This is a genomic window from Sphingomonas sp. PP-CE-3A-406 (assembly GCF_003688625.1).
Lineage (GTDB): Bacteria > Pseudomonadota > Alphaproteobacteria > Sphingomonadales > Sphingomonadaceae > Sphingomonas.
In genome coordinates, this window is record NZ_RCWY01000001.1 from 626,180 (window position 1) to 651,152 (window position 24,973).

General features: G+C 67.0%; 22 protein-coding genes and 1 pseudogene. 15 read left to right on the forward strand and 8 right to left on the reverse strand.

Annotation, left to right across the window (positions count from 1 at the left end):
* Positions 1 to 11: 11 nt before the first annotated feature.
* The 3 genes from C8J44_RS02585 to C8J44_RS02595 all read right to left on the reverse strand — a co-directional run bounded on the left by C8J44_RS02585 (position 12) and on the right by C8J44_RS02595 (position 3,569).
* The gene (locus tag C8J44_RS02585; protein WP_121903243.1) at positions 12 to 473 is read right to left on the reverse strand and encodes a VOC family protein; all 462 of its coding nucleotides are present in this window, start codon (positions 471 to 473) and stop codon (positions 12 to 14) included.
* 93 nt (positions 474 to 566) lie between these two features.
* Complete coding sequence (locus tag C8J44_RS02590) at positions 567 to 1,283, reverse strand: MgtC/SapB family protein (protein WP_060525604.1); 717 nt, start codon at positions 1,281 to 1,283, stop codon at positions 567 to 569.
* Between the two features lie 6 nt (positions 1,284 to 1,289).
* On the reverse strand, positions 1,290 to 3,569 hold the full coding sequence (locus C8J44_RS02595; protein WP_404969186.1) for a DPP IV N-terminal domain-containing protein: 2,280 nt from the start codon (positions 3,567 to 3,569) through the stop codon (positions 1,290 to 1,292).
* A 311-nt stretch (positions 3,570 to 3,880) separates the two neighbouring features.
* Between C8J44_RS02595 and C8J44_RS02600 the strand changes: the two genes are divergently transcribed.
* The 6 genes from C8J44_RS02600 (at position 3,881) to C8J44_RS02625 (ending at position 9,842) form a co-directional block, all read left to right on the forward strand.
* A complete protein-coding gene (locus tag C8J44_RS02600; protein ID WP_121903799.1) occupies positions 3,881 to 4,546 on the forward strand; it encodes a DUF6975 family protein in 666 nt (221 codons plus the stop codon).
* A gap of 67 nt (positions 4,547 to 4,613) precedes the next feature.
* The gene (locus C8J44_RS02605) at positions 4,614 to 5,468 is read left to right on the forward strand and encodes a MoxR family ATPase (protein WP_060525606.1); all 855 of its coding nucleotides are present in this window, start codon (positions 4,614 to 4,616) and stop codon (positions 5,466 to 5,468) included.
* Between the two features lie 107 nt (positions 5,469 to 5,575).
* On the forward strand, positions 5,576 to 6,142 hold the full coding sequence (locus C8J44_RS02610) for a CHAP domain-containing protein (protein WP_121903245.1): 567 nt from the start codon (positions 5,576 to 5,578) through the stop codon (positions 6,140 to 6,142).
* Positions 6,143 to 6,321: 179 nt separating this feature from the next.
* Positions 6,322 to 8,235, forward strand: a complete 1,914-nt coding sequence (locus tag C8J44_RS02615; RefSeq protein WP_121903246.1) for a CocE/NonD family hydrolase — start codon at positions 6,322 to 6,324, stop codon at positions 8,233 to 8,235.
* A gap of 12 nt (positions 8,236 to 8,247) precedes the next feature.
* A complete protein-coding gene (locus C8J44_RS02620; RefSeq protein ID WP_121903247.1) occupies positions 8,248 to 9,426 on the forward strand; it encodes a VWA domain-containing protein in 1,179 nt (392 codons plus the stop codon).
* Between the two features lie 89 nt (positions 9,427 to 9,515).
* Entirely contained in the window at positions 9,516 to 9,842 is a 327-nt protein-coding gene (locus C8J44_RS02625; RefSeq protein ID WP_107962041.1) for a hypothetical protein, read from the forward strand.
* A gap of 289 nt (positions 9,843 to 10,131) precedes the next feature.
* On the opposite strand, the gene C8J44_RS02630 is transcribed toward C8J44_RS02625, so the two are convergent.
* Positions 10,132 to 11,274 carry an anhydro-N-acetylmuramic acid kinase gene (locus C8J44_RS02630; protein WP_121903248.1) on the reverse strand — a complete coding sequence of 381 codons (1,143 nt, stop codon included), beginning with the start codon at positions 11,272 to 11,274 and terminating at the stop codon, positions 10,132 to 10,134.
* A gap of 94 nt (positions 11,275 to 11,368) precedes the next feature.
* Here C8J44_RS02630 and rimO point away from each other — a divergent pair, with 94 nt between their 5' ends.
* On the forward strand, positions 11,369 to 12,721 hold the full coding sequence (rimO, locus tag C8J44_RS02635) for a 30S ribosomal protein S12 methylthiotransferase RimO (protein WP_121903800.1): 1,353 nt from the start codon (positions 11,369 to 11,371) through the stop codon (positions 12,719 to 12,721).
* 108 nt (positions 12,722 to 12,829) lie between these two features.
* Here rimO and C8J44_RS02640 read toward each other — a convergent pair whose 3' ends face one another.
* Positions 12,830 to 12,976, reverse strand: a complete 147-nt coding sequence (locus C8J44_RS02640) for a lmo0937 family membrane protein (RefSeq protein WP_121903249.1) — start codon at positions 12,974 to 12,976, stop codon at positions 12,830 to 12,832.
* Between the two features lie 164 nt (positions 12,977 to 13,140).
* On the opposite strand from C8J44_RS02640, the gene C8J44_RS02645 reads away from it, so the two are divergent.
* Positions 13,141 to 14,532: a serine hydrolase gene (locus C8J44_RS02645; protein WP_121903250.1), complete on the forward strand. Its 1,392-nt coding sequence runs from the start codon at positions 13,141 to 13,143 to the stop codon at positions 14,530 to 14,532.
* Positions 14,529 to 15,917, forward strand: a complete 1,389-nt coding sequence (locus C8J44_RS02650) for a M17 family metallopeptidase (protein ID WP_121903251.1) — start codon at positions 14,529 to 14,531, stop codon at positions 15,915 to 15,917. Before C8J44_RS02645 ends, C8J44_RS02650 begins: the two co-directional genes overlap by 4 nt.
* A 108-nt stretch (positions 15,918 to 16,025) precedes the next feature.
* Here the strand turns inward: C8J44_RS02650 and C8J44_RS02655 are convergent, their stop codons facing one another.
* Positions 16,026 to 16,724 (reverse strand): hypothetical protein, encoded by a 699-nt coding sequence (locus C8J44_RS02655; RefSeq protein WP_121903252.1) that lies wholly within the window; start codon positions 16,722 to 16,724, stop codon positions 16,026 to 16,028.
* 139 nt (positions 16,725 to 16,863) lie between these two features.
* Positions 16,864 to 17,610 (reverse strand): triose-phosphate isomerase, encoded by a 747-nt coding sequence (tpiA, locus tag C8J44_RS02660; RefSeq protein ID WP_121903253.1) that lies wholly within the window; start codon positions 17,608 to 17,610, stop codon positions 16,864 to 16,866.
* A gap of 161 nt (positions 17,611 to 17,771) precedes the next feature.
* Here tpiA and C8J44_RS02665 point away from each other — a divergent pair, with 161 nt between their 5' ends.
* Positions 17,772 to 19,727 carry a peptidylprolyl isomerase gene (locus C8J44_RS02665; RefSeq protein ID WP_121903254.1) on the forward strand — a complete coding sequence of 652 codons (1,956 nt, stop codon included), beginning with the start codon at positions 17,772 to 17,774 and terminating at the stop codon, positions 19,725 to 19,727.
* Between the two features lie 4 nt (positions 19,728 to 19,731).
* Positions 19,732 to 21,222, forward strand: a complete 1,491-nt coding sequence (gene trpE / locus C8J44_RS02670; RefSeq protein ID WP_121903255.1) for an anthranilate synthase component I — start codon at positions 19,732 to 19,734, stop codon at positions 21,220 to 21,222.
* Positions 21,223 to 21,399: 177 nt separating this feature from the next.
* On the opposite strand, the gene C8J44_RS02675 is transcribed toward trpE, so the two are convergent.
* Positions 21,400 to 21,804, reverse strand: a complete 405-nt coding sequence (locus C8J44_RS02675; protein ID WP_121885178.1) for a hypothetical protein — start codon at positions 21,802 to 21,804, stop codon at positions 21,400 to 21,402.
* Between the two features lie 211 nt (positions 21,805 to 22,015).
* On the opposite strand from C8J44_RS02675, the pseudogene C8J44_RS02680 reads away from it, so the two are divergent.
* The 4 genes and pseudogenes from C8J44_RS02680 to moaC form a co-directional block, all read left to right on the forward strand.
* Positions 22,016 to 22,579 (forward strand): annotated as a pseudogene (locus tag C8J44_RS02680) (anthranilate synthase component II); the annotation flags it as partial.
* A gap of 110 nt (positions 22,580 to 22,689) precedes the next feature.
* Positions 22,690 to 23,682: an anthranilate phosphoribosyltransferase gene (gene trpD / locus C8J44_RS02685; RefSeq protein WP_121903256.1), complete on the forward strand. Its 993-nt coding sequence runs from the start codon at positions 22,690 to 22,692 to the stop codon at positions 23,680 to 23,682.
* Between the two features lies 1 nt (position 23,683).
* Positions 23,684 to 24,460 carry an indole-3-glycerol phosphate synthase TrpC gene (trpC, locus tag C8J44_RS02690; protein WP_056048598.1) on the forward strand — a complete coding sequence of 259 codons (777 nt, stop codon included), beginning with the start codon at positions 23,684 to 23,686 and terminating at the stop codon, positions 24,458 to 24,460.
* Positions 24,457 to 24,924 (forward strand): cyclic pyranopterin monophosphate synthase MoaC, encoded by a 468-nt coding sequence (gene moaC / locus C8J44_RS02695; protein WP_121903257.1) that lies wholly within the window; start codon positions 24,457 to 24,459, stop codon positions 24,922 to 24,924. Before trpC ends, moaC begins: the two co-directional genes overlap by 4 nt.
* The last annotated feature ends 49 nt before the right edge of the window (positions 24,925 to 24,973 follow it).

Below are 24,973 nucleotides of genomic sequence, written 5' to 3' on the forward strand. Positions count from 1 at the left end.
CCGCAGGCGTATTAACGGGCCGGCGACTGCATAAGCTCTATCGTGATATGATCGGGGCCTGAAACGTATGCCACCAACGTACCCTTCCGGGGACCACCCGCGATCGGCAGTGGGCTACCCTTGGCCTTCCATCCTGCTGCTTCGACGCGGGCAATAGCGGCATGAATATCCTTTACGGTCAGCGCCAGGTGGGCCGCTCCGATCGATCCCGCGCTGGAAGACACCGCCCCGTTCTGGTGCCCTCTTGAATATTGCAACAGTTCGACAACGTAGCCGTCTGGTGCCCTGACAATCGCCGTTTTCACACTCGGATCATCGACACCTGTCACCTGATGCAGGAAATCGCCCCCCATCTCCGATTGTCGCTCAAGTGTGAAACCGAGCGCTCCCGTCCAAAACCGAACGGCTTCGTCCAAAGACGATACAGCGAAACCCGTGTGGTCCACGGCAATTACGTTTGCGGCGTCGTTCATTGCTGCACTCTCACTGGGCCTGAACGTCCCGGGGGTGGGTGACTTCAGACGTTGGCAACGTCAACTCAGGCATCGTCCAACTTCCTGCACCCGTCAGTCGTGCGTCCTGGCCTGCCACGTCGCATGCTCGATTCCGTGCACCTTAGCCAGGTGATCCGTGATCGCATCCAGTTCCTCCGACGGCACGTTCGTCGCCACCAGAGTCGCGGCGATCTCGACCCGGTCCTCGCCGCGCTCGGTCACGGCCAGCTCCGCCACCTGCAGTTGCGCAGCCTCCAGATGCTCGACCACCAGATCGCCGATCGGCCCCGCATCCCCCGCCGCAACCGTCACCATCACGCTGTAGGTGGCCTCGATCGTCCGCCCCTCGGTCGGGATCCGGTTGATCCCGTCGACCAGCGGCCGCAGCGCGGTGTTCGCCAGCAGCACCACGAACGTCAGCAACCCCGCCTCCGCGATCATGTCGCTGCCCGCGCACGACCCCACCGCCGCCGAGCACCAGAGCGTCGCCGCGGTGTTGAGGCCGCGGACGTTCATCCCCTCCTTCATGATCACGCCTGCGCCGAGGAAGCCGATCCCCGACACGACGTAAGCGATGATCCGGATCGACTCGACGTCGCCGCCCAGCCGCTGGCCGAGGTCGACGAACGCGGCCGACCCGAGCGCGACCAGCGTGTTCGTCCGCAACCCCGCGGTGCGCTGGCGATATTGCCGCTCCGCCCCGATCAGCGTCCCGAACACGAACGCGGCGATATAGCTCACCAGCGTGTCGAGGAACGGCCACAGGTGAAACGTCTCGACGAACCGCACCGGGAGTTACTTCGCGGGCGTCGGGGACGCGGCTGACGTGGCCTCGGGCACCGGCTTGTCCTTCACCGTCCGGTCGAGGAAGTTCAGGATCGTCCCCCAGACATGCTCGCTGATCCCCGGCCCCGCCACGCGGTGCGTATAGCCTGGGTAGAACATCATCTCGAACGGCGTATCGGTCGCCTGCATCCGCGCCGCGACCTTGGTCGAATTGTCGAGGAACACGTTGTCGTCCGCCATGCCGTGGATCAGCAACAGCGGATCGACGATCTTGTTCGCCTCCTCGACCGCCGCCGACGTCGCATAGCTCGCCGGGTCGGCCGCCGGATCGCCGAGATAGCGCTCGGTATAATGCGTGTCGTACAGCTGCCAGTCGGTGACCGGCGCGCCAGAGACTGCCGCCGCATACACGCCCGGAGTCTTCTCCAGCATCTTCAGCGACATGTAGCCGCCATAGGACCAGCCATAGGTCGCGATCTTGCTCGGCTCGACGAACGGCAGCGACTTTAGATAGTTCGCGCCGGTCAGCTGATCCTCGACCTCGACCGTCCCCATCGCGTGATAGATCTGGTTCTCGAACGCGCGGCCACGATTGTACGAGCCGCGGTTGTCGATCTTGAAATAGATGTAGCCGCGATCGACCAGATATTGCGGCAACGCGCCCTGCCAGCCGCGCGTGACGACCTGACCGGTGCCGGGGCCGCCGTAATGCTCGAAGAACACAGGGTATTTCTTGCCGGGCTCGAGCGGTGGCGTGATCATCTCCCAGTAGAGCGTCATGCCGTTCTTGGCCTTCAGCGTGCCGAACTTGGTCTCCTGGTGGCTCGCCAGATACGGATAATAGGGATGCCCCTCGACCACCGCATTCTCGTTGATCCACGAGATCCGCTTACCGGTCGCGTCCGCCAGATACACCTGCGTCGGCTGCTTCGGGTTCGAGCGCGAGATGATCAGGCGGCTCGCGGCCGCATCCATCGTCGCGCTGTTCCACCAGCCCGCTTCGGTCAGCCGGGTGATCGCGTTGGGCTTGGCGACGTCGACCGAATAGAGCTGCTGTTCGAGCACGTCGTCCTTGTTGCCGAGGAAGAACACGCGTCCCTTCGCTTCGTCGATGCCGACCAGATCGGTGACGACCCAATCGCCCTTGGTCAGCTGCGTCCATTTGCCCGACGCGAACCGGTACAGATGCCCGTAGCCGCTCCGCTCCGAACGCCAGATCAGGCTGCCATCCTTCAGCACGCGGTAGGCGTCAGACAGGTTGAGCCAGCTCTTCACGCCCGATTTCTCGGTGAACAGGATCGTCGACTTGCCCGTCGCCGGATCGACGCGGAGCATCTCCATCAGCTTCTGGTCGCGGCTCTGGCGCTGCACCAGCAGCATCCGGCCATCGGGCGTCCAGTCGACGCGCGCTAGATAGATGTCGCGGTTGGTACCGAGATCGACCCTCACCTGGCCCGAGCCATCGGGCTTCATGATGTAGAGGTCGACCAGCACGTTGGGCGTGCCGGCCGCGGGATAGCGCTGTTCGTACACCTTGGTCCCGGTCGCGCCGATCGACGCGCGGGTGGCGACATGGACCGGCGCCTCGTCGAACCGCTCGACCGCGATATGCTGCTCGTCGGGCGCCCACCAATAGCCGGTGTCGCGGTGCATTTCCTCCTGCGCGACGAACTCAGCCTCGCCGAAATGGACGGTGCCGCCGCCACCGGTCGTGACCGCCCTCGCGGCGCCACCACTCAGTGGTTGGACGACGACGTTCTGGTCGCGGACGAACGACACGAAGCCGCCCTTGGGGCTGACCACCGGGTTCAACTCGCCACCCGGCGTGTCGGTCAGCCGCGTGACCTTGCCGTCGAGCCCGGCGAGATACAGGTCGCCGTCGAGCGGCACGAGGATCGACTTGCCGTCGGGCGCCCAGTCATAGGCGACGATGCCCTTCTGGCCGCCGATCCGCGCGCGCTCGCGCTGCATCTTCTCGGCTTCGGTCAGCTCGGCACCGCTGCCGACCTTCTTCGAATCGACCAGCATCCGCGCCGCCCCGGTCGCGGTATCGACCGCCCAGAGATCGAAGCGTTCCTTCTCGTCGTCGCGGTTGCGCAAGCTCGTCAGCAACGTGCCATCGGGCGACAGCCGGACCGCTTTGGGCTGCGATCCCGACAGGTCCGGATTGCCGAACACGCGCGCCATTGTCAGGTCGCCGGGCTTGGCCGCCTCGACCGGTCGTGCCGGTGCGGGCACAGGCGCTGGTGCAGCGGGCGCGGCCGGGGGCGTGACCTGATCAGCGGCCATCGCGGCGGTTCCGACCGAAGCAAGTGCAAGCCCGAGCAACCATGTGCGCATCCTGTAGACTCCGTGGGATCAGGTCGCCGATCCTACCCCGGCGCCGGGCGCGTTATCGCGACGGCGCGTCACGGCGTAAAGACCGGATCGCGTACCGTCGGCGATTGTCCAAGAAACGCGGGATTTGCGACCGTCCTCGCGACCAAGATGCTATAATTAATTTCACGTACACCATGTTCCTACGCGCTTCGTACAGGCGATGCGGCGCAAGGGAACGGCGTGGCGCATACGCAGCGCACGACTTGTTCGACCGGAGCACGATGGTTTCCCACGCGGCACTACAGATCGGGACGTCGAATGCGTGGGACGCGCTCGTCCGCCTGGGCGAGGCCGACGGCAGCGCCGCGCACCCGCACATGCGCCGCCTCGTCCTCGGGACGCCGGTGCAGCGCACGCTCTCCGACGCGATCCACGCATTGTGCGCGATCCACGGCGACCATCCGGGCATGATCGCCGATGTCCTGACGCAGGCAGCGCAGCCGCCAGCGACCGAATGGCTCGCCGCCGCCGCGGTCGGATTTGCCGAGGAACGCGCCTATCTCGCGCAACTCACAGCAGCGGTCGGCCCGTTGCCGTCGACGCCGGGCCAGGCCCTGACCGAAACCGCGCTCGTCAACGAACGCCACGCGCTCGAAATGCTGGCTCGGTCCGAACGGCGTGGCTGTGCCACCGGAGCCGCCGCCGCGCTGGTCTACGACTGGGCCGCGATCCGCGGTGTCCTCGATGCTGCGGCGGAACGGTTCTCGGTCGCCGTGCCCGCGACCGGCTTCCCCCACGAGTCCGTCACGGCTGCGACGATCGCCGAACTCGGTGCAGCGCCCGGTTGCGATCGCGCGATCCTGTTCGGCGCGCAGCAATTGTTCGCGCAGCATCGCGGCCTGTGGTCGCTGCTCGAAGCCCGCGCGAGCGCCCGCGGCGATCTGTAACGCGCTTGCGCTGAAGACCGCTTCCCCTCTATCCATACCGGGTATTCAGAACCGGACGGGACATCGCATGAAGCGCTTCGAGGGCACCCAGAGCTACGTCGCGACCGACGATTTGAAAGTCGCGGTCAACGCCGCCGTGACGCTGCGCCGCCCGCTGCTGATCAAGGGCGAACCCGGCACCGGCAAGACCGTGCTCGCCTACGAGATCGCCAAGGCGCTCGGCGCGCCGCTTATCGAGTGGAACATCAAGTCGACCACCAAGGCGCAGCAGGGCCTCTACGAATACGACGCGGTCGCCCGCCTGCGCGACGGCCAACTCGGCGACGCGCGCGTCCACGACATCGGCAACTATATCCGCAAGGGCAAATTATGGGAGGCGTTCACCCAGCCCGCGCCGCCCGTCCTGCTGATCGACGAGATCGACAAGGCTGATATCGAGTTCCCGAACGACCTGTTGCAGGAACTCGATCGGATGGAATTCCACGTCTACGAGACGAAGGAAACCGTGCGCGCGGTCGAGCGCCCGATCGTCATCATCACCAGCAACAACGAGAAGGAACTGCCCGACGCGTTCCTGCGCCGGTGCTTCTTCCACTATATCAAGTTCCCCGACCGCCAGACGATGCAGGCGATCGTCGACGTGCATTTCCCCGGCATCCAGAAGATCCTCGTGAGCAAGGCGATGGACCTGTTCTACGATGTCCGCGACGTGCCGGGGCTGAAGAAGAAGCCCTCGACCAGCGAACTGCTCGACTGGCTCAAGCTGCTCCTTCACGAGGACATGCCGCTCGACATCCTCCAGAACCGCGACCCGACCAAGGCGATCCCGCCCTTGCACGGCGCGCTGCTCAAGAACGAACAGGACGTCATGCTGTTCGAACGTCTGGCGTTCATGGCGAAGCGGCAGAAGAACCAGGGGTAAGCGTTTCGCGACGGGCGCACGCCGACCCGACCGAAAAGCGCGGCAGGACCATGCGTTAACCAAAGCCGGCAACCGACCAGTCACTCGGTGCTTTGTACACCAGCGGCATGAAGCGACTCCCCCGAACGCTCCTCAGCCTCGTCATCGCCGCCGCAGCGGCGACCGGCGGCCATGCCACGTCGTTGCTGAATTACGTCGGCGAGTGCGTCCCCTTCGCGCGTGCTGCGTCGGGTATCCAGATCTACGGCAACGCCTGGACCTGGTGGGAGCAGGCGGACGGCAAATACGAACGCACGCACAAGCCCAAGGAAGGCGCGGTGATCGTCTTCGCCAAGACCGCGCGCCTGCCGATGGGCCATGTCGCGGTCGTCAGCCGCGTCGTCGAGAAGCGCGTCGTGATGCTCACCCACGCCAACTGGTCGCGCCAGAACGGCGAGCGGGGACATGCCGAGCAGGACGTCACGCTGTTCGACGTCTCGCCGCGCAACGACTGGAGCGACGTGAAGGTCTGGTACAAGGACGTCGACGGCCTCGGCGGCGGGGTCTACCCGGTCTATGGCTTCATCTACGGCCACACGCACGCCGCGTCCGAACTCACCAGCCGCAACCCCGATTATGTCGGTGCGCTGATCGACGCCTACGTTCCGGTCAGCGGCAAGCCGATCGCGCGGTAACGCTCGGCCGGTCGTCCTGACCACCACCGGCATCCTGACGAAAGTCAGGACCCAGAGCCAAGACCCGCGCCGCCCGTAACCCTGGGTCCTGACTTTCGTCAGGATGACTGCGCGAGTAGAGTTGCCGTTAGCCCAAGAACCGTGCCACCTGCGTCTTCGACAAGACGGTGAGGATAACGATGCGGTTCAAGGCTCTTACGACGATCACGCTGGCCCTGCTCGCCACGTCGGCACCGTCCGCGATATCCGCACAGAAAGAAAAGGCACCGCAGCCCGGTGGCGACATCCCGACCAAGTTCATCCCCGCCAACGCGAGCTTCGATTTCGACCGGCGCGAAGTCGACATTAAGATGCGCGACGGCGTCACGCTCCACGCGGTGATCGTCCAGCGCAAGGGCCTCACCGACGCCCCCATTCTTCTCCAGCGCACGCCCTACAACGCCGAGAGCAGCGCCAGTCGGTCGTCGAGTTCCAGCGGCGCGATGAACCTGCGCGCGTCGGATGCGATGTTCTTCGACGCCGGCTATATCCGCGTGTTCGAGGACGTCCGCGGCAAGAACGGCTCGAACGGCGCCTACATCAACGAACGTCCGCTGATCGGCCCGCTCAACAAGACGAAAGTCGATCACTCGACCGACGCCTACGACACGATCGACTGGCTCGTGAAGAACCTCAAGAACTCGAACGGCCGCGTCGGTATCATCGGCACTAGCTATGACGGCATGATGGCGGCGATGGCGCTGGTGAACCCGCACCCCGCGCTGAAGGCCGCCGTCCCGATGAACCCGGTCATCAACACGTGGAAGGGCGACGACGACTTCCACGGCGGCGCCTTCCGCCAGGTCGGTTACGACTATTACTACAGCCAGGACGCGGCCAAGGGCGAAGCCGGCGACCTGTGGCGCAATGCGTACGACGATTACGACACGTTCCTGCGCGCCGGATCCGCCAGCGATTTCGTGAAGAGCCGCGGCCTCGCGCAGCTCCCGTTCGTCCAGCGCATGCACGATCACCCGGCGTACGACGCGTTCTGGCAGGGCCAGGCGCTCGAGACGATCCTGCCCAAGCAGCCACAGACGGTGCAGACGCTCTGGGTCGCCAGCCAATGGGACCAGGAGGACATCTACGGCGCGGTCGCGGCGTACGAGGCGGTGTCGAAAGTCGACCCCAACCACGTCAACCACCTCGCGCTAGGCCCCTGGGCGCATGGCGGCGCGAACGGTGACGGCTCGACGCTCGGCGCGATCCGCTTCGATGCCGACACCGCGCTGTGGTTCCGCAAGAACGTCCTGCTCCCGTTCCTCGACGGCGCGTTGAAGACCGGCGCGACGCCGCCCGCGCTCGCCCCCGTCACCGCGTTCCAGACCGGCACGAACCAGTGGCAGACGCTCGCCGGCTGGCCGAACGCGTCCGCCACGCAGAAACTCTACTTCCAGCCCGCGAGCGGCCTCGGCGCCACCGCCCCCGCGCAGGACGGCCACGACGACTACATCTCCGACCCCGCCAAGCCGATCCCCTACCGCCTCCGCCCGATCCGCCCGACCTACGCGACCGGCTCGACCTGGCGGCAATGGCTCGTCGACGATCAGCGCCCCTTCTCCGACCGCACCGACGTCCTGACCTACCAGACGCCGCCACTCACCAGCCCGGTCGCGATCGCCGGCGCGCCCGTCGCGGACCTGATCGCCAGCACCACCGGCACCGACGGCGATTTCGTGGTGAAGCTGATCGACGTCTACCCCGCCGAATATTCCGACAAGCCCGAGATGGGCGGCTACCAGCTCGCCGTCTCGATGGACATCTTGCGCGGCCGCTACCGCGACGGGTTCGACAAACCGACCCCGATCGTCGCCGGCCAGCCGACGCATTTCCGCGTCGTGCTCCCCAACGCCAACCACGTCTTCCTCCCCGGCCACCGCATCATGGTGCAGGTCCAGTCGAGCTGGTTCCCGCTCTACGACCGCAACCCGCAGACCTACGTCCCCAACATCTTCGACGCGAAGCCCGCCGACTACCGCAAGGCCACGATCAGCGTCTTCCACTCGGCCGCGCAACCCAGCGCGATCGAACTGCCGATCGCGGCTACCAAGTGAGGACGTGACCCCATGTTCCTGAACTTCCTCGACGAACTCCGCAGCGCCGGCATCCCCGCCAGCCTCAAGGAGCACCTCATCCTGCTCGAGGCGCTCGACGCCGAGGTGATCGAGCGGACGCCCGAGGATTTCTACTACCTCTCCCGCGCGGTGTACGTGAAGGACGAGGGGCTGCTCGACAAGTTCGATCAGGTCTTCGCCAAGGTCTTCCGCGGCCTCGCCACAAGCTACGGCACGGCCCCCGGCGAAGTCCCCGAGGACTGGCTGAAAGCGGTCGCCGAGAAGTTCCTGACCCCCGAGGAGATGGCGGCGATCAAGTCGCTCGGCTCGTGGGACGAGATCATGGAGACGCTCAAGAAACGCCTGGAGGAGCAGAAGGAACGCCACCAGGGCGGCAATAAATGGGTCGGCACCGGCGGCACGAGCCCGTATGGCAACGGCGGCTACAACCCCGAAGGCGTCCGCATCGGCGGCGAGAGCACGCACAAGCGCGCGCTGAAAGTCTGGGACCAGCGCGAGTTCCGTAACCTCGACAACACCAAGGAACTCGGCACCCGCAACATCAAGGTGGCACTCCGCCGCCTGCGCCGCTTCGCGCGGGACGGCGCCGCCGACGAACTCGACATCGACGGCACGATCGCCGGCACCGCGCGGCAGGGCTATCTCGATATCGTCATGCGCGCCGAACGCCGCAATGCGGTGAAACTGCTGCTGTTCCTCGACGTCGGCGGCTCGATGGACCCGTTCGTCAAGCTCTGCGAGGAACTGTTCTCCGCCGCGACCACCGAGTTCAAGAACCTCGAATTCTTCTACTTCCACAATTGCCCGTACGAGGGCGTGTGGAAGGACAACACGCGACGCTTCGCCGAGCGCACGCCGATGTGGGACCTGCTCCACAAATACGGCCACGACTACAAGCTGATCTTCGTCGGCGACGCGTCGATGAGCCCGTACGAGATCACGCATCCCGGCGGCTCGGTCGAGCATTTCAACGAGGAACCGGGCGCGGTGTGGATGCAGCGGCTGACCAACACCTATCCGGCGGCGGCATGGCTGAACCCGGTGCCCGAGGCGCAATGGGGATACTCGCAATCGGTGCGCATCATCCGTGAACTGATGACCGACCGGATGTACCCGCTGAGCCTCGCCGGGCTCGACGACGCGATGCGTGAGCTGACCCGTAAGCGGTGAGTTTGGCGCGGTAAGCGGCGAACTGTAACGGAACCGTCACGGTGGCGATCGGTTTATCGGGCATCATCCCTTACCGAAGGACAAGCCCTATGTCGTCGATCCCCAACTCCGCCATGCCGCACGCCAAGGTCCATCACGACGACGACCACAAGCCGAAGCCCGACGCGAAGAAGACCGCGGCGACCAGCGACTGGGTCGAGGACGCGACCGATGCGGCCAAGGCCGGCCTCGCGACGGCGACGGATGCGGTGAAGTCGCACCCGAAGACCGCGATCGCGGTTGGCGCGACGGTGATCGCGGGTATTGCAGCGGCGATCGCAGCGCCTGCGCTACGCGCCAAGGATGCGGCGGAGAAGAAGACGCCGCCAAAGAAGCCCGAGCCGAAGAAGCCGGCAAAGGCGAAGAAGCCGCACTGATACAGAGCTGCCGCCCCCACCCTCCTAACCACCCCGGCGAAGGCCGGGGCCCAATTGGGGGACGTCGCTAGCTGAGCGCGCGCTTCGTTACTGCAACCTTTCCAATTGGGCCCCGGCCTCCGCCGGGGTGGTAGAAGGCTAAGTGCGGTTACCGTGGAGCGGGTGCGAGCAACGCGAGCGCCACCCTCATCCCCTTGTTCTCCCGCGAAGGCGGGAGCCCAGTCTGGGCTCCCGCCTTCGCGGGAGAACAACCTTACTGGTCACACGGGACAAGCGTAAGCCAGCCCCCTCAAACCCGATCCACAACCCCACCAGGCATCGCCACCGGCACCCCAGTCGTCCCCGGAAAACTAATCGCCAGCCCCTGCAGCGTCCGAACCGCCATATACGCAAACCCCTCGGCCTCCAGCGCATCGCCGTTCCACCCGAGCACATCGGTAGGCTCCACCACCAACCCGGTCCGCTCCGCAATCATCGCCAGCATAGTCGGATTATGCCGCCCACCCCCCGCGACCAGCAACCGAACAGGCCGAGCCGGCAAATGTCGCAAAGCCTCAGCCACGGTAGCCGCCGTAAACGCAGTCAAAGTCGCGGCCCCATCAGCCGCCGACAACCCCCGAGCCGGCTGGATCGTAAAGTCATTGCGATCCAAAGACTTAGGCGGGAGCGCATCGAAAAACGGATGGTCGAGCATCGCCGTCAGCACCGTCTCGTCGACCCGCCCGGACGCCGCCAACGCCCCCCCGGCATCGTACCGGGCACCAGTCTCCGCCTCGACCCAGCTATCGATCAACCCGTTCGCCGGCCCCGTATCGAACGCTGCCAGCCCGTCGCGGTCCGTCATCTGCGCCCGCTCCGGCGACATCTCGCGCGAATCGTGCACGTCCCGCCCGCCGGGAATGAAGGTGATGTTCCCCACCCCGCCAAGGTTCAGCACCGCGACCGGACCCTCGAGCCCCGCCGCCAAAGCCGCATGATAGACCGGCAGCAACGGCGCCCCCTGCCCGCCAGCCGCGACATCTGCAGACCGAAAGTCCGACACCGTCGTGATCCCGGTAGCCCGCGCGACCGCCGCCCCGTCGCCGATCTGCCACGTCCAGCGCCGATCCGGCCGATGCGCGATCGTCTGCCCGTGAAAGCCGATCACATCGACCTCCGCCGCCGCAACCCCCGCATCCGCCAACAACTTGTGCACCGCAAACACATGCGCCCGTGTAATCAGGTCCCCAGCAGCGACGACCGGCGGACTGGCGCGCGGCTTGTCGAACGTCAGCGCCATCCGCGTGGCCTCCGCCAGTTGCGCCCGCGCCGCATCCGAATACGGCTCGCCACGAAACGCGATCGGCCGCACGAACGCCTCGCCGTCGGTCTCGATCAACGCCGCGTCGATCCCGTCGAGCGACGTCCCCGACATCAGTCCAATCGCCAGCATATCGGTTCCTTCCCGCGCAATCCGCCCACCCATGCAGGATGCATTTTCCGCCGCCTAGAAAAAACCGAACTTTGCGCCTATGTGCGCGGGCTTCATGGCAACAACACTCCCCTCCCCGCCGAAGATCGGCATGGTCTCGCTCGGCTGTCCGAAGAACCTCGTCGACAGCGAACGGATTCTCACGCAGCTCCGCGGCGACGGCTACCAGATGTCGCCCGATTATGCCGGCGCCGACATCGTCCTCGTCAACACCTGCGGCTTCCTCGACTCCGCCAAGGAGGAGAGCCTCGAGGCGATCGGCGAGGCGATCGCCGAGAACGGCCGCGTCATCGTCACCGGTTGCATGGGCAAGGAAGCCGACGCGATCCGCGCGCGTTTCCCGCAGGTCCTCGCGATCACCGGCGCGCACGAATACGAGCAGGTCGTCGGCGCGGTCCACGAGGCCGCCCCGATGCCGCCGTCGGCGTTCCTCAACCTGATCCCCGACGCCGGCCTGAAGCTGACCCCGCGCCACTACAGCTACCTGAAGATCTCGGAAGGCTGCAACCACCGCTGCTCGTTCTGCATCATCCCGAGCTTGCGCGGCGATCTCGTCAGCCGCCGCCCCGACGCGATCCTGCGCGAGGCGGAGAAGCTGGTCGAAGCCGGCACCAAGGAACTGCTGGTCATCAGCCAGGACACGTCGGCGTACGGCGTCGACCTCCGCCACGCCAGCTGGCCGGTGAAGACCGGTGGCCCGATGTCGCGGAACGAAGCCCGCGAGGTCCGCGCGCACATGACCGACCTCTCGCGTGAACTCGGCAGAATCGCGCCGTGGGTGCGCCTCCACTACGTCTACCCGTATCCGCACGTCGACCACGTCATCCCGCTGATGGCGGAAGGCCTCGTGCTGCCGTATCTCGACATCCCGTTCCAGCACGCCGCGCCATCGGTGCTGCGCCGGATGAAGCGCCCCGGCAACGATGCGAAAGTGCTCCAGCGCATCCACAACTGGCGGACGATCGCACCCGACATCACGATCCGCTCGACCTTCGTCGTCGGCTTCCCCGGCGAGACCGAAGAGGATTTCCAGTATCTGCTCGACTGGCTCGACGAGGCTCAGCTCGACCGCGTCGGCGCGTTCCGCTTCGAGCCGGTCGAGGGCGCTGCGGCGAACCTGCTGCCCGATCATGTGCCCGAAGAGCTCAAGGAAGAGCGCTACGCCCGCATCATGGAGAAGACCGCGGCAATCTCCGCGGCCAAGCTGCAGGCCAAGATCGGCCGCACGCTCGACGTGATCATCGATGCGGTCGACGAAGAAGGCGCCACTGGCCGCTCACAGGCGGATGCACCTGAGATCGACGGCGAAGTCTTCCTCCGCGACGCCGGCCACCTGACGGTCGGTGACATCGTCCCGGTCACGATCGAAGACGCCGACGATCACGACCTTTACGGCGTCCCCGCTTAAATCCCTCCGTCACCCCGGACTTGCTCCGGGGTCCACCGTTCCGCAAACTCGATAGCATCCGTTACGCGGAACGGTGGATGCCGGAACAAGCCCGGCATGACGGAAAAGTCAGACGACGTTGCGACCGGTGAACAGCTTGATCAGAACGACGATGACCGCGATCACCAGCAGGATGTGGATCAGCCCGCCTGCAACATGGAAGGCAAACCCTGCCAGCCAGAGGATCAGCAGGATGACGGCGATGGTGTACAGCATGGTTGTGTCCCCTAAGGCGTGAAAGGCTCCCGGCCCCGCGATGAAACGTGCGCGGATCGCGGCGTGTTCCGTCAACATTTCTGCCCTAGCCTAACCCGTTCAACCAGCGCGGAATTAAAATCGCGGCGTTGCGTACGCCGACCGGTTCTGCTTCGTTGCGCGCCATGATCCTTCGCCTTCTCGCCGTCGCCGCGTTGCTTCCGGCCCCCGCCATCGCGCAGTCGCTCACCCCCGCCGAAACCGCGCAGATCGATACGCTGGTCACCGGCGCGCTCGGCGATACCGGCGTGCCCTCAGCCTCGATCGCGGTGGTCCGCGGCGGCCGGATCGTGTTCGCCAAGGCGTACGGAAAACCGTCCGAGGCGATCGCCAAGGCAGACCCGAAACTCCCCTACCAGATCGCCTCGATCTCCAAGCAGTTTACCGCCGCCGCGATCCTGCTGCTCGAGGACGAAGGCAAGCTCAGCCTCGACGACACCGTCGCCATGTACATCCCCGGCATCACCGGCGGCGACCGCATCACGATCCGCCAGTTGCTCAGCCACACCTCGGGCCTCCAGGATTACTGGCCGCAGGACTATAGTTTCGCGGCGATGGCCAAGCCCGTCACGCCGCAGCAGATCGTCGATCGCTGGGCCAAGAAGCCACTCGATTTCCAGCCCGGCACGCAGTGGCAATATTCTAACACGGGCTACGTCGTCGCCGGGCTGATCGTCGAGAAGGTCGCGCGCCAGCCGCTGCTGAGCTTCCTCCAGCAACGCATCTTCAAACCGCTCGACATCCACGCGCTCGACCAGGACAAGGCGATCGGCAAGGCCTATCCGCAAGGCTATGGCCGCTTCGCCCTCGGCCCCGTCCGCCCCGAAACCCCCAGCGCAGACGGCTGGCTCTACGCCGCCGGCGAACTCTCGATGAGCGCCGAAGACCTCGCCAAATGGGACGTCGCCCGCCTCAACCGCACCACGCTCCCCGCCGACGACTGGGCCGCGCAGGAAACGCCGGTGAAACTCGCCGACGGCAGCAGCAACGGCTACGGCCTAGGCGTCTTCACCGGCAGCGCGAATGGCCGCCGCTATGTCGAGCACAGCGGCGAAGCGGTCGGCTTTCTGTCCGAGAACACCGTCTATCCCGACGACAAGGCGGCCATCGTCGTTCTCACCAACAGCTGGTTCAGCGACGCAACGGGCCGCATCGCCTCAGGCGTCGCCAAGATCGTCCTGCCGCTCGCGCCAGCCAATGCCGAAGACACCGCCGCACTCGGCCGAGCTCGCGCCGTCTACGACCAGCTCCGCACCGGCACGCTCGACCGGAAAGGCCTTACAGAGGACGCCAATTACTATTTCAAACCGGTCGCGCTCGCCGACTACAAGACCAGCCTCGGCGCGCTCGGCGAACCGACCGCGTTCGCACAAACCGGCAAGACCCGCTTGCGCGGCGGCTTCGTCAACCGCACCTACCGCATCACCTATCCCGACCGCACGCTCTCGCTCAGCACCTATGCCGAGCCCGGCGCGAACGGCCGATTCGAACAACTTCTGGTGGCGCCCACACAATGACCGACTTCGCCTCGATGCTCCAACCCGACCGCGGGCAGCCCGCCCGAACCATCCACGTCGTCCACCCCGATGCGTATGAAGGCTGGCTCGCCAAACAGTCGCAGCGCATCCGCACGACCGTCACCGCGCACCGCCTGACCGGCAAGCCCGGCGACCGCGCGGTGCTGCCAGGCGAGACCGTGGAGGACTGGTCGATGCTGCTGGTCTGCAACGAAGCCGTCACATCGCCGTGGCGGATCGCCTCGCTCGGCGCATCGCTGCCCGCGGGCACCTACCGTCTCGCGGAAGGCCCGGTCGGCGCGGCCGGGCTCGGCTGGATGCTCGCCCAGCACCAGTTCACACGGTACGTGAAGCCCGATGCAATCGGTCCGCGCGTTCTGCTCACGCAAGACGCCGCGCATATCGACGAGACGATCCGCCTCGCCGAAGCGACTGCGCTGGTCCGCGACCTCGTCAACACCGGCGCCTCCGACATGGGCCCCGCCGACCTGGAGGCCGCTGCCGAGACGCTCGCCAAACGCCACGGCGCGACCGTCACGACCACGCGCGGCGATGCGCTAGCGGCCGGCTACCCGATGATCCACGCAGTCGGCCAGGCGGCGAGCAAGGACCGCGCGCCGCGCCTGATCGAACTCGAATGGGGCGACCCGTCTCACCCGCGCATCGCGCTGGTCGGCAAGGGCGTCACCTTCGACACCGGCGGTCTCGACATCAAGCCGTCGGCGGGCATGCGGCTGATGAAGAAGGACATGGGCGGCGCGGCGCACGCGTTGGCGCTCGCGAGCCTCGTGATGGCCGCCAAACTGCCGGTCCGCCTTCATTTGCTGATCCCCGCGGTGGAAAACTCGATCGCCGGCAACGCCTTCCGCCCCGGCGACGTGCTCGCGACGCGCAAGGGGCTGACGGTCGAGAACACCAACACCGATGCGGAGGGCCGCCTCGTGCTCGGCGATGCGCTGACCAAGGCGGGCGAGAGCGATCCCGAGCTGATCCTCGACTTCGCCACGCTCACGGGGGCGGCGCGCGTCGCGCTCGGCCCCGATCTGCCGCCGATGTTCACCGACGACGAGTCGCTCGCGGCGGATCTGCTCGCGTCGGGCTTGGAACAGAACGACCAGATGTGGCGCCTGCCGCTCTGGAACGGTTACGACGAGATGCTCAAGTCGGACATCGCCGACATGGTCAACGCCCCCGATGGCGGGTTCGCGGGTGCGATCACCGCAGCGCTGTTCCTCCGCCGGTTCGTGCCCAAGGATACGGCATGGGCGCATCTCGACGTGTTCGCCTGGCGGCCGTCCGCCAAGCCGGGGCGTCCGAAGGGTGGCGAGGCCTATGCCCTTCGCGCCGCCTTCGCGATGTTGGTTAAGCGATACAGCCGCCCCTGATCCGTCACCCCGGACTTGTTCCGGGGTCCACCGTCCCGCAAAATATCGATCCGCGGATGTGCGACACCGTGGATGCCGGAACGAGCCCGGCATGACGGGAGGGCGACGTTACCCCGTGGCGAACTGCCCGAACGGCAGCAGCTTGTCCGCCAGCGCCTTCGTCGCATTCGCATCACCCGCGCGCAGCGGCACCAGCACCGCCATCGCCGCCTTGCGAACATACCCGTCGATCGCGGTCGGCGTCGGCGCCCTGCTCGCCGTCTCGACCAGCGCGCGTCCCCGAACATCGTTCGGATCGAGCTCGAGCCGCAACAACCCCGCCAAGCCGGCAAACATCGCGCGGTTACCCCCCAGCGCCACCGACCGTTCCAGCGCGTCGAACCCGGTCGCCTTTTGCGCGCCGGCCACCGCACGCCCGACGAACCGCCCGAGCTTGGCGATCACCCCGATATGCCACGCGCCCAATGCAGCCTGCGCCTCGGCATTATGCGGATAGCGTGTCACCAACGCCTCATATTGCCGCCGCGCGGCAATCGCCTGCGATCGATTGCCGAGCAGCTTGGCACGATACCCATTCGCCATCGCCTGCATGATCGCGGCCTCGGCATCGTTCGGCGAACGACTGAGCGCCTGTCCCGCGGCCGCAGCGGCCTTGTCGATCCGGGCCAGCGCGACACCGCGATCGCGGTCGACGAACCCGGCCTGGGTCAGCAATTCGCGCGGTGTCTCTGCCCTGGCAGGGATCGCAGATACCACCGCGCAGGCCGCGATCGACGCGCCGACGCATCCGGGAAACCACTTGGCCATATCAACCCTCGCACGAAAACCCATCCACGCCGATCAGACGATCATCTCGCCGAATCGTCCATTAATCATAAGACCATAGGGTTTATCGGGACTTAACACTTCTTTACACGGGCACGTCTTTACGCTGGTACGCGCCCCGTTACAGGGATGCCGCGGCTTGGATGATCGGCACGAACTTCTCCGCGGTCAGGCTCGCCCCGCCGACCAGCGCGCCATCCACGTTCGGCGTATCCAGGATCGACGCCGCGTTCGCCCCCGTCACCGATCCGCCGTACAGGATACGCACTCCCGCCGCCGCATCGCCGATCAGCATCCGCAGTTTGGCGCGCGCGATCGCGTGGATCGCGGCGATCTCGTCGAGCGTCGGCGTCCGCCCGGTGCCGATCGCCCAGCGCGGCTCGTAGGCGAGCGTGAACCAGCTGCCGTCCGCATTGTCGGGCACCGATTTCTCGATCTGCGCCTGCACCACGCGCTCGGCACGGTCGGCGTCGCGCTCGGCTTCGGTTTCGCCGCAGCACAGGATGACGTGCAGCCCCTGCCGTCGCGCCGCCGCCGCCTTCGCCCAGGCGTCGTGGCTCGTCTCGTGCTGGTCCGCGCGCCGCTCCGAATGGCCGACGAGCGTGAACGACGCGCCGACCTCCTTGACCATCGCCGCCGAGACACAGCCAGTATGCGCGCCCGAGTCCGCCTCGTGGACGTCCTCCGCCCCGATCGCCAACCCCGGCACGCGCTCCGACGCGCCGGCGATCAGCGTGAACGGCACCGCGACCGATACGTCGATCCCCGGCGCAGCGCTCGCCGCCGCGGCGATCGCATCGAGTTCGACGAGCATCGCCCGCGACCCGTTCATCTTCCAGTTTCCCGCTACCAGCTTGCGCCGCATCATGTTCTCCCGAGCATTTTGCCCAGCGATAGCGCCGCCGCCAGCCCGCACACAACCCTAAGCGCGCCCATCCGGGCCAGCATCACCTCGACGCGCCCCGACTTGAAGAGCCGCCTTCGCCCCCGTAAAGCACGCATGTTCCCATCCCTGTCGATCGGCTGTCCATGCTCGCTTTCTTCCGCCGTCTTACCCAATCGAAGGCCGGCGTGATCATCACGTTCCTGGTGCTCGGCGTCATCGCGCTCGCGTTCGCGGCGGGCGATGTCACGGGGCTCAGTTCGATGACCGGCGGCGCTGGGATAACCGGCGGCGACGTCGCCAAGGTCGGCAAGGCCGAGGTGACCGCGAACGAGCTCAAGACGCAGGCGCAGACGCAGCTCGAGGGCTTCCGCCAGGAACAGCCCACGCTCGACATGGCGACCTTCGTCAACCAGGGCGGGCTCGAAGGCACGCTCGACCGGATCGTCTCCAGCATGGCGCTCGAGCAGTTCGGTCGTGCGCAGGGCATGGTCGTGAGCAAGCGCTCGGTCGACGGCCAGATCGCCAGCATCCCCGCACTGCAGGGCCCGACCGGCAAGTTCGACGAGAATCTGTACCGTCAGATTCTCGCCCAGCGCAAGCTGACCGACGCGCAGATCCGCAGCGACATGGTCCGTGACACGTTCGCGCAGCAACTCACGCTGCCGAGCAACGGCGCGACGCAGGTGTCGAGCCAGCTCGCGCTCCCCTACGCCTCGCTGCTGCTCGAAAAGCGCACCGGCACGATCGGCTTCATCCCCGCCGCGGTGGTCCCTGCCGGCCCCGCGCCGACCGATGCCGACCTCACCGCCTTCTACAAGCGCAACATCGCGCGCTACACGGTGCCCGAGCGCCGCATCGTCCGCTACGCGGTCATCACGCCCGAGCAGGTCAAGGCGCAGGCCGTCCCGACCGACGCGGAGATCGCCAAGACCTATCAGCAGGACAGCGCCCGCTACGCCGCGACCGAGAAGCGCACGATCACGCAGGTCGTCGTCGCCGACCAGGCCGGCGCCACCGCGCTCGCCGCCAAGGTGAAGGGCGGCGCGAGCCTCGCCGACGCCGCCCGCGCCGCCGGGCTCGAAGCCTCGACGCAGACTGGCGTCGAAAAGGCCGCTTATGCCGGCACCACCTCGCCACAGGTCGCCGACACGGTGTTCGCCGCCGCCGACGGCGCGGTGATCGGCCCGGTCCGTACCCAGCTCGGCTGGACCGTCGCCAAGGTCGACAAGATCGACAAGGTCGCGGCCCGTTCGCTCGACCAGGTCCGTGGCGAGATCGCCGCCGCGCTCGGCATCCAGAAGGCCGCCGCGGCGCTGTCCGACATCCACGACAAGATCGACGATTCGCTGTCGAAGAATGCTACGTTCGACGAAGTCATCGCCGACCAGAAGCTCAAGCCGGTCACCACACCCGCGCTGATCGCGAGCGGTGCCAACCCCGACGATCCAGCCAGCCAGCCGAACGCCGCGATCGCGCCGCTCGTCGCCGCTGCGTTCCAGGCTGCCGAGGGGGATGCCCCGCAGCTCGTCCAGCTCGGCACCGACGGCGGCTTCGCAGTCGTCGCGCTCGGCCGTGTCGTTCCCGCCACGCCGCGTCCACTCGCGCAGGTTCGCGCCGCGGTGCTCCACGACGTCACCGCCGACCGCGCGCGTCAGGCGGCGCGGAAGGTCGCTGCCGACGTGCTCGCGCGGATCAACAAGGGCATGCCGATCCAGCAATCGCTGGCGCAGACCAAGCTGCCGATCCCCGCCGCGCGTCCGCTGACCGCCTCGCGCGCGCAGATCGCCGCGGATCCGCGCGGGGCACCGCCCGCACTCGCGCTGATGTTCAGCATGGCGCCGAACACCGCCAAGACGCTGGCCGCCCCCGACGACAGTGGCTGGTTCGTCATCAAGCTCGACAGCATCGCCAGCGGCAATGCGGCCGGCAACGCGGCCGCGATCAAGGCGGCGCGCGCCAATATCGGCCGCTCGGTCGGTCGCGAATATGTCGAGCAGTTCGCCAAGGCGGTCCGCGCCGATGTCGGCGTCAAGACCAACGCGGCCTCGCTCGCACGCGTCCGTGCCGACTTGCTCGGCCAGGGCGGTAGCGGGAACTGATCGCATGAGCGCGCGTGAAGCTTTGGCCGAAGGGCGCCCGGCGCTCGTCTGGCGTCGTCAGGTCGCCGATACCGAAACGCCGGTCGCTGCGGCGCTGAAGCTCATCGAGCCGGGGCGTGGCGACTTCCTGCTCGAATCGGTCGAGGGCGGCGCGATCCGCGGTCGGCACAGCCTGATCGGACTTGCCCCCGACCTGCTCTTCCGCGCGCACGGCCACAGCGCCGAGATCAATCGCCAATGGGCGACCGATCGCGAGACGTTCGCGCCGTGCCCGGTCCCGACCCTCGACGCGTTGCGGATGCTGGTGGCGGAATGCAGGGCGGAGGTTCCCGCCGAACTGCCCCGAGCGCTGGCCTGCCTCGTCGGCTATTTCGGCTATGAGACGATCGGCTTGGTCGAAGCCCTGCCGCAACCGCCGGTCGACCCGCTAGGCATGCCCGACATGATCTTCGTGCGGCCGACCGTCATCCTGGTGTTCGATCGCCTGACCGATGCGCTCTACCTCGTCGCACCCGCCTGGGCGGATCCGGCACGCGATCCCGACTCGATCGTGGCCGAGGCCGAAGAGCGTCTCGACGCGGTCGCTGCCAAGCTCGCCAGCACGCCCGTTCCCGCGCCGGTCCGCGCCGACGTCGCCGAACCGACCTACACGCCCGCGCTCCCCGAGGGCCGCTACGGCGAGATGGTCGCCACTGCTAAGGACTATATCCTCGCCGGCGACATCTTCCAGGTGGTGCTCGCCCAGCGCTTCAGCACGCCGTTCGCGCTGCCGCCGTTCGAGCTCTATCGCTCGCTTCGCCGCATCAACCCGTCGCCGTTCCTCTATCACCTCGACCTCCCCGGTTTCGCGCTGATCGGCTCGAGCCCCGAGATCCTCGTCCGCGTCCGCGACGACGAAGTCACGATCCGCCCGATCGCCGGCACGCGCCCGCGCGGCAAGACCCCCGCGGAGGACGAAGCCAACCGCATCGGCCTGCTCGCCGACCCGAAGGAGCGCGCGGAACACCTGATGCTTCTCGACCTCGGCCGCAACGACGTCGGCCGCGCCGCGTCACCCGGTTCGGTAAAGGTGACCGCCAGTTACGGCGTCGAATTCTACAGCCACGTCATGCACATCGTCTCGAACGTCGTCGGCACGCTGTCCCCCGACAAGGACGCGCTCGACGCGCTGTTCGCCGGGTTCCCCGCCGGTACGGTCAGCGGCGCACCGAAGGTCCGCGCCTGCCAGATCATCGCTGAGCTCGAACCCGAACGCCGCGGTGCGTACGCGGGCGGGGTCGGCTATTTCTCCCCCGACGGCTCGATGGACTCGTGCATCGTCCTCCGAACCGCGGTGGTGAAGGACGGCACGATCCACGTCCAGGCGGGCGCCGGCATCGTCGCCGACAGCGTCCCCGAATACGAACAGCGCGAATGCGAAGCCAAGGCCGGCGCGATCCTCGCCGCCGCGCGTGAAGCGGTTAGCCGGGCGAAGGCATCGGGGTTCGGGCAGTAGATCCGGTCACCCAGGACTGACCTTCGCCTTAACATTCCCCCCCGGCGAAGGCCGGGGTCCAGTTGGAAAGGTCGCGGTAACGATGCGCGACCTCCTTTACGAATGTTTCCCAACTGGACCCCGGCCTTCGCCGGGGCGGTCATTCGAGGTTACAGAGCAACCCCCACAACAGAGAGCTTAGGGCTGCGTGTTCGACTCGCTAGCAGAAGCCCGACGTTCCGCGGCATACGCCTGATTACGCTGCATGAAGCAGCCCGACTGACCGCCCGTACCGACCGCCGAACACGTATCCGGCAACCCGCCAGCCACGCGCCCGACCTGATCCATCGTCGCCGCGCGGTTCACCCAGCTCTGGTTCTTCGCGGCGATCGGCTTGTCGTCGCGCAGCGATTTCGGGATCCGGTACGGCTGGTCGAGCGTCGAGCACACGACGATCTCGCCATTGCTCGACTTGGGGCATTTCTGGTCGCCAGTTAGCGTGACGCTGCGGATCCGCTGGGGCGGCGTGTCGACCTGCGCGTCCTGCGCGTAAGCCATGCCGGGAAGGGCGATCAGTGCAGCGAGGACGACGGTACGTAACATCGGTTAAGCTCCTTTGAACGGATAACGTCCGTCACGCGGCATTGCTCCGCGCTGAATGATGCGCGCCTGCCCCGCCGATATAGGGACGACGCCGGCGATCCGCGACCGCCACGCGGCGAAATCGGGGCAATCGGTCGCAGCCATCGATCAAGCGCGACGTCCGGGCGCGCTGCCATGTTGCACCACGCCGCGCTTAGGCTATGGCGACGCCATGATCCTCGTCGTCGACAATTACGACAGCTTCACCTGGAACCTCGTCCATTATCTGATGGAACTGGGTGTCGAGGTCGAAGTCGTCCGCAACGATGCGATCTCCGCCGGGCAGGCTCTGTCGTCGGGCGCGGACGCGTTCCTCATTTCTCCCGGCCCCTGCACGCCGAACGAGGCGGGCGTAAGCCTCGACCTCGTCGCAGCCTGCGCGGACGCCGGCAAGCCGCTGCTGGGCGTGTGCCTCGGCCACCAGGCGATCGGCCAGCATTTCGGCGGCAAGGTCGAACGCGGCGGCCTGATGCACGGCAAGACCTCGCCCGTCGTCCACGACGATACCGGGCTGTACGCCGGGCTGCCCTCGCCGTTCATCGCCACGCGCTATCACTCGCTGATCGTCAACGCGGTGCCCGACACGCTGGTCGTCAACGCGACCGCGCAGGACGGCACGGTCATGGGCTTCCGCCACAAGACGCTGCCGATCCACGGCGTCCAGTTCCACCCGGAGAGCATCGCCACCGAACACGGCCACGAAATGCTGGCGAACTTCCTCAAGATGGCGAACATCCCCCACCAACTCCCCTCCCGCCTGCGGGAGGGGTCGGGGGAGGGCAGCGCCGCACCGACGACCTTCGAGGTAGCCCCTCCCCTAACCCCTCCCGCAAGCGGGAGGGGAATGTGACCACCACCACGCTCCTCCCAGACCCTAGCTCCCCCCTATCCCGCGAATCCGCACGCGAGGCCTTCGCCGACATCCTCGACGCCCGCGCGAGCGACGACGCGATCGCCACTTTCCTCACCGATCTCGCGACCCGCGGCGAAACCAGCATCGAGATCGCCGAAGCCGCGCGCGCGCTCCGCAACCGGATGATCCCGATCGACGCTCCCGCCGGCGCGATCGACGTCTGCGGCACCGGCGGCGACGGCCACCACACTTTGAACGTCTCGACCGCGGTCGCGCTCGTCGTCGCCGCTACCGGCGTCCCCGTCGCCAAGCACGGCAACCGCGCCGCCTCCAGCAAGGCCGGCGCTGCCGACACGCTCGAAGTCCTCGGCCTCGACATGGACCGCGCCGGCGCCACCGCGGAGGCCAGCCTCAACGAGATCGGCATCGCGTTCCTGTTCGCCGCCAACCACCACCCGGCGATGAAGCGCATCACCCCGATCCGCCAACGCATAGCCAAGCGGACGATCTTCAACCTGATGGGCCCGCTCGCCAACCCGGCCGGCACCACCCGCCAGCTCATCGGCATCGCCCGCCCCGACTACGTCACGCTCTACGCCGAAGCACTCGAACAGCTCGGCACCGAAGCCGCGCTCGTCGTCTCCGGCGAAGAAGGCCTCGACGAACTGTCCGGTGCCGGCCCCAGCATTGTCGCCTCGGTCGGCAGCGTTACGCTGCCGGGCAAAGTCACCCCCGAAGACGCCGGCCTTACCCGCCACGCCATCACCGAGATCCGCGGCGGCGACGCGCGCCACAACGCCGACGCACTCCGCCGCCTGCTGAAAGGCGAGGCCGGCGCCTACCGTGACGCCGTCCTGCTCAACGCCGCCGCCGCCTTGATGGTCGCCGGCACCGTCCCCACTCTCGTCGACGGCGCGGCCAAGGCCGCCGCCGCCCTCGACACCGGCAGCGCCGACGCGCTGCTCGCCCGCTGGATCGCCTACTGACATGACCATGCTCGACCGTATCCTCGAGACCAAGCGCGCCGAAGTTGCCGCGCGCAAGGCCACGACCTCGCTCGCGGACATCGACGCCGGCATCGCCCGCATGTCGAAGCCGCGCGGCTTCCGCGCCGCGCTTGACGCGAAGACCGGCTACGCGCTGGTCGCCGAGGTCAAGAAAGCCAGCCCCTCGAAAGGCTTGATCCGCGCCGACTTCGATCCCGTAGCCCACGCCCGAGCCTATGAAGCCGGTGGCGCCGCGTGCCTGTCGGTGCTGACCGACGAAAAGTGGTTCCAGGGCTCCGACGCTTACCTCACCGCCGCGCGCGACGCCGTCTCGATCCCCGTCCTACGGAAGGACTTCATGGTTGACCCATGGCAGTCGACCGAAGCGCGCGCGATCGGTGCGGACTGCATCCTGATCATCGTCGCAGCACTCGACGACATCCAGATGGCCGAGATCGAAGCCTCCGCGCTGGAATGCGGCATGGACGTGCTGGTCGAGGTCCACGACGCGCACGAGATGGAGCGCGCGCTGAGGCTCAAGTCGCGCCTGATCGGCGTCAACAACCGCGACCTGCGCGACTTCTCGGTCGACTTCCAGCGGACCTACGACCTCGTCGGCAAAGCCCCCAAGGACTGCACCTTCGTCGCCGAGAGTGGCCTCACGACGCGCGCAGAGCTCGACGCGATGGCCGAACACGACATCCACTGCTTCCTGATCGGCGAAGCGCTCATGCGCCAGGACGACGTCGAAGCAGCCACGCGGGCGCTCGTCGGATGACCGGCCTGACCCACATCGACGAAGCCGGCGCGGCAAGAATGGTCGACGTCGGCGGCAAGGTGGTCACCGCCCGCGAAGCCATCGCCTCCGGCCGCATCACCATGTCCGCCGAAGCCGCCGCGGCGATCGGCGCCGGCACCGCGAAAAAGGGCGACGTCCTCGCCGTCGCGCGCGTCGCCGGCATCATGGCTGCCAAGCGCACCAGCGACCTCATCCCCCTCTGCCACCCCCTCCCGCTCACGAAGGTGGAAATCGATCTGGTCGTCGACGAAACCGGCGTAACCGCTACAGCCACCGCCTCCACCGAAGGCAAGACCGGCGTCGAGATGGAAGCGCTCACCGCCGCCACGGTAACGCTCCTGACGATCTACGACATGGCGAAAGCGATCGACAAGACGATGGTGCTCACCGAAATCCGCGTCCGCGCAAAGTCCGGCGGCAAATCCGGCAACTGGACCGCCTGACAAGGAACCCTCTCCCCAAGGGGGAGAGGGATAGACGCCAAAGGCGGCG